At 67.8% G+C, this 5,934-nt stretch carries 6 protein-coding genes; 3 read left to right on the plus strand and 3 right to left on the minus strand.

Annotated features, from left to right (window positions below; all coding sequences use genetic code 11):
* The 3 genes from pcp to AC27IO_RS19285 all read right to left on the minus strand — a co-directional run.
* On the minus strand, positions 1 to 532 hold a 532-nt coding region (gene pcp / locus AC27IO_RS19275; RefSeq protein WP_498740248.1), incomplete at its 3' end, for a pyroglutamyl-peptidase I.
* A gap of 18 nt (positions 533 to 550) precedes the next feature.
* On the minus strand, positions 551 to 1,507 hold the full coding sequence (locus AC27IO_RS19280; RefSeq protein ID WP_272564729.1) for a DUF979 domain-containing protein: 957 nt from the start codon (positions 1,505 to 1,507) through the stop codon (positions 551 to 553).
* Between the two features lie 2 nt (positions 1,508 to 1,509).
* The gene (locus tag AC27IO_RS19285; protein ID WP_284407590.1) at positions 1,510 to 2,277 is read right to left on the minus strand and encodes a DUF969 domain-containing protein; all 768 of its coding nucleotides are present in this window, start codon (positions 2,275 to 2,277) and stop codon (positions 1,510 to 1,512) included.
* 466 nt (positions 2,278 to 2,743) lie between these two features.
* On the opposite strand from AC27IO_RS19285, the gene AC27IO_RS19290 reads away from it, so the two are divergent.
* The 3 genes from AC27IO_RS19290 to AC27IO_RS19300 all read left to right on the plus strand — a co-directional run.
* Positions 2,744 to 3,421, plus strand: coding sequence for a GntR family transcriptional regulator (locus AC27IO_RS19290; RefSeq protein WP_284429148.1), 678 nt, complete (start codon positions 2,744 to 2,746; stop codon positions 3,419 to 3,421).
* 62 nt (positions 3,422 to 3,483) lie between these two features.
* Entirely contained in the window at positions 3,484 to 4,173 is a 690-nt protein-coding gene (locus tag AC27IO_RS19295) for a DUF3334 family protein (RefSeq protein WP_284402360.1), read from the plus strand.
* Between the two features lie 222 nt (positions 4,174 to 4,395).
* The coding region (locus AC27IO_RS19300; protein WP_498740251.1) for a potassium transporter Kup at positions 4,396 to 5,934 on the plus strand (1,539 nt) is incomplete at its 3' end.

The raw sequence follows: 5,934 nt of genomic DNA on the forward strand, positions 1-5,934 counted from the left end.
CGCGCGCAGGCGCCGCGGTGCCCGGCAGCGTGGCGGCGCCTGCGGCCTGCTGCGCCAGGCGGTGCATCAGCGCGTAGAAGATGTGGTTGCACACGAAGGTGCCCGCGGTGTTGGACACCGCGGCCGGCAGCCCTTCGGCGCGCAGGTCGCGCACGATCGCCTTGATGGGCAGCGTGGAAAAGTACGCCGCCGGGGCGCCTGGCACCACGGCGGTGTCCACCGGCTGCTGCCCGGCGTTGTCGGCGATGCGCGCATCGTCCAGGTTGATGGCCACGCGCTCCAGCGACACCTCGGCGCGGCCACCGGCCAGGCCCAGGCAGATCACCAGCGAGGGCCGCCACTGCGCCAGCGCCGCGTCGAGCGACTGCGCGGCCTTGCCGAACACGCAGGGCAGCTGCACGGAGCGCACCGTGGCGCCCCCATGCTGCCAGCCGTCGAGCGCCCGCGCCACCTCCCACGAGGGGTTGACCGGATCGCGCTCGAAGGGCTCGAAGCCAGTGAGCAGCACAGTGTGGGGGGCGGCGTCGGACACGGGCGGCCTTTCTTCGGACTATCGGAACATCAGGAAGTACATCAGGAACACGTTGCAGGTGAGCAGCGCGAGGGCCGTCGGCACCTGTGCGCGGATCACCGCATTCTTGTCCGGAAGCTCCAGCAGCGCGGCGGGCACGATGTTGAAGTTGGCGGCCATCGGGGTCAGCAGCGTGCCGCAGTAGCCCGAGAGCATGCCGATCGCGGCCATCACGGCGGGGTCGCCGTGGTACACGCCCAGCAGGATCGGCACGCCCACGCCGCCCGTCATGACGGGGAAGGCGGCGAAGCCGTTGCCCATGATGATGGTGAACAGCGCCATGCCGATCACGTACACGGCACAGGCCACGAAGCGGATGTCCATGTTGATGTAGCTGGTGGTGATGTACGCCACGGCCTTGCCCACGCCGGCATCGGAGAACACCAGGCCGAGCATGCCCAGCATCTGCGGCAGCACCAGGGCCCAGCCCAGCGCGTCGGTCAGGCGGCGCGATTCGCGCAGGCCCTGCACGGGGCTCTCGCGGGTCAGCCAGCAGGCCAGCGCCAGCGACAGCACGCAGCCCACGCCCAGGCTCACCAGGGTGGTGTTCTTGGGGTCGATCAGCGGCACGCCGCCCACGGTCAGGTGCTTGGCCGACAGCGTACCGATCATCGTGATGAGCGGAATCGCCAGCGCGGGAATGAACAGGCGGTTGCCCAGGCGCTTGGCGCTGGTCTGGTACTCGGCCGGGGTGCGGGGGGTGTGCTTGCCCGCGCCCACGCCGCCGAAGCCGGCGATGAGCGCCATCACCACGGCGCCGGCGCCCACCCAGATGGGCGGCAGCAGGTCGCCGATGAGGAAGACCAGGGAATACAGGGCCCAGAACAGTCCGCTGGAAAAGCGCTTGGGGTTGTCACGGTCGGCCACGGTCATCACCGCGGTGATGGCCAGGATGGCGCCGACGAGGTAGTACAGGTGTTGGATGGTCAGTGTCATGTTCATGCTCCCTTGGCGCTGGAGAGGGTGCCGTCGCCATTGCCGTTCCCGTTGCCATTGCGGGCAGCGGTTTCGGCGGCGTGCGCGGCCAGTTCACGGGCCAGCACGCCGTCCAGGCGGTGCAGGCGCCAGGCGTGGATGGCGAACGCGCAGATCGCGGTCGGAATGCCCCACAGCGCGATGTGGATCGGTTCGACGTCGATGCCGGCCTCGTGCAGGAAGGTGGACATCAGCACGATGGCGCCGAAGGCCACGAAGATGTCTTCGCCGAAGAACAGGCCCACGTTGTCGGTGGCCGCCGAGAAGGCGCGCAGCTTGTGGCGGATGCGGTCGGGCAGCTTGCCGTAGCGCGCCTCGGTGGCGCCTTCGGCCATGGGGGCGAGCAGCGGGCGCACCATCTGGGGGTGGCCGCCCAGGCTGGTCAGGCCGATGGCGGCCGTGATCTGGCGGGCGCCCAGGTACACGATGAGCAGGCGGCCGGCAGTGGCCGACTTGATGCTGCTGATCCAGTTCTGCGCATGCTGGCGCAGGCCGTGGCGCTCCAGCAGCCCGATCACCGCCAGGGGCAGCAGGATGATGAGCGGCAGGTTGCGCGTCTTGATGAAGCCGGTGCCGATGGTGGCCAGGATCTTGTCGATCGGAAATCCGGCGGCAAACGCCGTCGCGATGGCCGTGACGATCACCACCAGCATCGGGTTGAACCGCAGGATGAACCCCACGATGATGACCGCCACCCCGATGAGCGGCCACAGATTGACTACGTTTTGCATCTTGAACTTCCTTGAATACGTACAGCCCTGGCCGGTCCGGTGGTCGCGTGCGCCTCGCCGCCATTGGCGAAGAGGTGCGGACAACCGTAGGGCCCCACTGCCAGCCTGGCAGCGCGCGGGCAATGGGAGGTTGCTGCCCGAGCGCGGTCTGGACCGGCACGGCATACAACGCAAATTGCATGCCAATCCATGAACAACAAACCGGGGATCAACCCTTGAAAAACTTCAAGTTGTTGAACAATCGATGCACCTTGAAGAGACAACCAGCACCAATTTGTTTCACGATTGGTCGATTTTGCCCAACAACAGGGCGAGCGACCGACCCGGACAAACCCTAGGAAAAGCGGTTAGAAAGCGGTATTCCACAGGGTGGATTCTTGCGAAGCAGGCCGATCTGCTACAAAGTGCGGAACCCCGATCCCGGCCTGCGCACGCCGTGCCGCACGCCCACCCCGAACCGCCAGGCATGACCATCGAAACCCCCACGAACGCCCAGACCCTGAACGAACGCACGGCGGAGCTGATCCGCCAGAAGATCGTGAAGGGCGAGTTCTCGCCCGGCCAGCGGCTGTCCGAGGCCGCCTTGAGCGAAAGCCTGGAGATTTCGCGCAACACCCTGCGCGAGGTCTTTCGCCTGCTGACCAAGGAAGGCCTGGTCAAGTACGAGCCCAACCGCGGCGTCTCGGTGGCCATCCCGAGCATCGCCTCGATCATCGACATCTACCGCGTGCGCCGGCTCATCGAATGCCAGGCCATCGCCCAGGCCTACCCGCGCCACCCCGCCAAGAAGCACCTGCGCGAGGCGGTGGATTCGGCGGTGCGCTGCCGCGAGGCGGCCGACTGGCAGGGCGTGGGCACGGCCAACATGGAGTTCCACATGGCCATCGTGGAGCTGGCCGACAGCGAGCGCCTGAACGTGATGTTCTCGCACATCCTGGCCGAACTGCGTCTGGCCTTCGGGCTGCTGAACGACCCCGAGTTCCTGCACGCGCCGTACGTGGACATGAACGTGAAGATCGTCGATCTGTTCGAGGCGGGCAAGCTGCGCGAGGCCTCGGACCAGCTCAACGAGTACCTCGTGCATTCGGAGCGCATCGTGCTGGCGGTGTATGCCCGGCGCATCTCCGACACCCCGGAGCGCTGAGCCGCCCCGGCCTTTTTTCCAGAGCCCCTTTTTCGTCCCCCTCCCCTTTCCCCTTGCACACCATGAGCGCACAAACCCCCTCCATCGTCTACGGCACCGAAGACCTGCTGATCAGCCTCTGCAACTCGGTGACCCGCGTGCTCAGCGTGGCCACGCAGAGCCCCATCCACTACTCCGGCATGGTGCAGCGCATCACCAAGACCTGCCTGCGCCCCGACATCGGCTGCTTCGTGCTCTTCGACGGCGGGTTCTCGGGCCTGGTGATCATCAATTTCTCGAAGGAAGCGGCGATGGAGCTCTATCAGAGCTACCTGCTGAGCATGGGCATGTCCAAGGACGACCTGGCCAGTTCCTACACCTCGGACGAGGTGTCGAACGTGATGGGCGAGCTGATGAACCAGGTGGTGGGCGACTTCACCGGCAAGGTGCGCCGCGAGCTGCAGACCCACATCACGCAGAACCAGCCCAAGATGCTGGCGCTGAACAAGCAGGTGATGCTGAGCGTGGACGCCAACCTGGACAAGCCCGAGGCGCGCCGCGTGACCTTCTACACGGCCAGCAATCACATCTTCTATCTGGAGCTGGCGATCGACCGCACCGAGTTCATCAAGCTCGTCGATTTCGAGCCGCAGGAAGCCCCCGATCCCGACGCGCTGATCGCCCAGGCCGGTGAGCCCAAGGCCGCGGCCCCGGTGCCGGCCGCCGCGTCGTCCAGCGACACGGACGACCTGCTCAAGTCGCTGGGCATGTGACGGCGGGGCGGGCCGATGCGGTGGCGGGCCACGAAGGCACCGCCACTGAGACGCTATTTAATTAATAGCAATACGCCCTAGTGGAAATTGCGCTGAAGGCCTTTTCGGCCCCAAGCCTTGCCACAGCGTTGCGCGCCGGCATCACCCGGTTCGCGCCGCCCGTGACCGCGCGCAGCCGCCGGCGCACAATGCGCCGACCCTTCACTGCCCCCGCACTCCGCAATGACCTCCACTCCGGCGCCCGGACACGCGCCCGCTGCCCGCGGCTTCGCCGCCCGATCCGCCCTGATGATCGCCGCACTCGGGGTGGTGTTCGGCGACATCGGCACCTCGCCGCTCTACGCCTTCAAGGAATGCCTGAACCCCGAACACGGCGTGGCGCTGGACCGCGCCGCGGTGCTGGGCCTGCTGTCGCTGGTGCTGTGGGGCCTGATGCTGGTGGTCACCCTCAAGTACGTGGTGTTCGTGCTGCGCGCAGACCACGACGGAGAAGGCGGCATCCTGGCACTGCAGGGCCTGGCCGCGCAGGCGCTGGAGCGCGGCGGCGCCCGCCCGTGGGCGTGGAAGGCCGTCGCCGGGCTGGGCCTGGTCGGCGCGGCCATGTTCTATGGCGACAGCCTCATCACGCCGGCCATCTCGGTGCTGTCGGCGGTCGAGGGGCTGGAGGTGGCCACGCCGGTGTTCAAGCCCTACGTAGTGCCCATCACGCTGCTGGTGCTGATCGGCCTGTTCCTCGTGCAGCGCCGGGGCACCGAATCGGTGGGCCGCGTGTTCGGGCCGGTAATGGTGCTGTGGTTCGGCGTGCTGGCGGTGTCCGGCCTTTGGCAGATCACGCAGAACCCGCACGTGCTGGAGGCCATCGACCCGCGCTGGGCGGTGCAGTTCCTGGCCACGCACCCGGCGCAGTCGCTGGCGGTGCTGGGCGCGGTGTTCCTCGCGTTCACGGGTGGCGAGGCGCTGTATGCCGACATGGGCCATTTCGGCGCCACGCCCATCCGGCTGGCGTGGCTGTTCATCGCGCTGCCGTCGCTGGTGCTCAACTATTTCGGCCAGGGCGCGCTGGTGCTGGCCAACCCCGCGGCCATCGACAACCCGTTCTTCCGGCTCTTCCCCCCCTGGGCCACCGTGCCCGTGGTGGTGCTGGCCGCCTGCGCCACCGTCATCGCCTCGCAGGCGGTGATCTCGGGCGCGTTCTCCATGACGGCGCACGCCATCCGCATGGGCTACCTGCCGCGCATGCGCATCGTGCAGACCTCCGGCACCGCCATCGGCCAGATCTACCTGCCCACGATGAACTGGCTGCTCATGGCGGGCGTGCTGCTGCTGGTGCTGGCCTTTCGCAGCTCCAGCGCGCTGTCGGCCGCCTACGGCATCGCGGTGTCGCTCACCATGCTCACCACCACCTTGCTGGCCGGCGTGGTCGCGCTGCGGCTGTGGCGCTGGAACCCGCTGGCCGTGGGCCTGGGCGTGGGCTGCTTCGCGCTGGTGGACGTGACCTTCATCGTGGCCAACAGCCTGAAGATCGCCGACGGCGGCTGGCTGACCCTGGCGGTCGCGGCGCTGGTCATGTTCGTCTTCACCACCTGGGCCAAGGGCCGGCGCGTGGCCGAGCAGGCGGCGGCGCAGGAGCGCATGCCGCTCGCCCCCTTCATCGAGGCCCTGGCGCACGGCATGCCGCACCGCGTGCGCGGCACCGCCGTGTTCATGACCGCCGACGCCGACAGCGTGCCGCACGCACTGCTGCACAACCTCAAGCACAAC

It is taken from the genome of Acidovorax sp. KNOB132, from assembly GCF_057541515.1.